Annotated in this window: 1 rRNA gene; it reads right to left on the bottom strand. The window is 52.3% G+C overall.

Annotated elements, in window-relative coordinates:
* Positions 1-50: 50 nt before the first annotated feature.
* A 16S ribosomal RNA gene (locus B9Y90_RS25345) occupies positions 51-1592 on the bottom strand.
* Positions 1593-1737: the final 145 nt, after the last annotated feature.

The raw sequence follows: 1737 nt of genomic DNA, 5'->3' as shown, positions 1-1737 counted from the left end.
ACATCTATCAGACAATCTGTGTGAGCACTACGCGGGTTGTATCTTTTAGGTAAGGAGGTGATCCAACCGCAGGTTCCCCTACGGTTACCTTGTTACGACTTCACCCCAGTCATGAATCACAAAGTGGTAAGCGCCCTCCCGAAGGTTAAGCTACCTACTTCTTTTGCAACCCACTCCCATGGTGTGACGGGCGGTGTGTACAAGGCCCGGGAACGTATTCACCGTAGCATTCTGATCTACGATTACTAGCGATTCCGACTTCATGGAGTCGAGTTGCAGACTCCAATCCGGACTACGACGCACTTTATGAGGTCCGCTTGCTCTCGCGAGGTCGCTTCTCTTTGTATGCGCCATTGTAGCACGTGTGTAGCCCTACTCGTAAGGGCCATGATGACTTGACGTCATCCCCACCTTCCTCCAGTTTATCACTGGCAGTCTCCTTTGAGTTCCCGGCCGAACCGCTGGCAACAAAGGATAAGGGTTGCGCTCGTTGCGGGACTTAACCCAACATTTCACAACACGAGCTGACGACAGCCATGCAGCACCTGTCTCAGAGTTCCCGAAGGCACCAAAGCATCTCTGCTAAGTTCTCTGGATGTCAAGAGTAGGTAAGGTTCTTCGCGTTGCATCGAATTAAACCACATGCTCCACCGCTTGTGCGGGCCCCCGTCAATTCATTTGAGTTTTAACCTTGCGGCCGTACTCCCCAGGCGGTCGACTTAACGCGTTAGCTCCGGAAGCCACGCCTCAAGGGCACAACCTCCAAGTCGACATCGTTTACGGCGTGGACTACCAGGGTATCTAATCCTGTTTGCTCCCCACGCTTTCGCACCTGAGCGTCAGTCTTTGTCCAGGGGGCCGCCTTCGCCACCGGTATTCCTCCAGATCTCTACGCATTTCACCGCTACACCTGGAATTCTACCCCCCTCTACAAGACTCAAGCTTGCCAGTTTCGAATGCAGTTCCCAGGTTGAGCCCGGGGATTTCACATCCGACTTAACAAACCGCCTGCGTGCGCTTTACGCCCAGTAATTCCGATTAACGCTTGCACCCTCCGTATTACCGCGGCTGCTGGCACGGAGTTAGCCGGTGCTTCTTCTGCGAGTAACGTCAATCACTAAGGTTATTAACCTTAATGCCTTCCTCCTCGCTGAAAGTACTTTACAACCCGAAGGCCTTCTTCATACACGCGGCATGGCTGCATCAGGCTTGCGCCCATTGTGCAATATTCCCCACTGCTGCCTCCCGTAGGAGTCTGGACCGTGTCTCAGTTCCAGTGTGGCTGGTCATCCTCTCAGACCAGCTAGGGATCGTCGCCTAGGTGAGCCATTACCCCACCTACTAGCTAATCCCATCTGGGTTCATCTGATGGCAAGAGGCCCGAAGGTCCCCCTCTTTGGTCTTGCGACGTTATGCGGTATTAGCTACCGTTTCCAGTAGTTATCCCCCTCCATCAGGCAGATCCCCAGACATTACTCACCCGTCCGCCGCTCGTCACCCAGAGAGCAAGCTCTCCCGTGCTACCGCTCGACTTGCATGTGTTAGGCCTGCCGCCAGCGTTCAATCTGAGCCATGATCAAACTCTTCAATTTAAAAGTGTTTGATGCTCAAAGAATTAAAACTGTTTATAAAATCAGTAGTCACTCTTCAAGACTTGATATTTGTTTGCATCCGAAGATGCTGAGATATCAATCCTGCGAGTGCCCACACAGATTGTCTGATAAATTGTTAAAGAGC

The organism is Cedecea sp. NFIX57 (genome assembly GCF_900177785.1).
Classification (GTDB): domain Bacteria; phylum Pseudomonadota; class Gammaproteobacteria; order Enterobacterales; family Enterobacteriaceae; genus Cedecea; species Cedecea neteri_C.
Note: the sequence above shows the minus strand (reverse complement) of the source record. Positions and strands in the feature narration are given on the sequence as shown.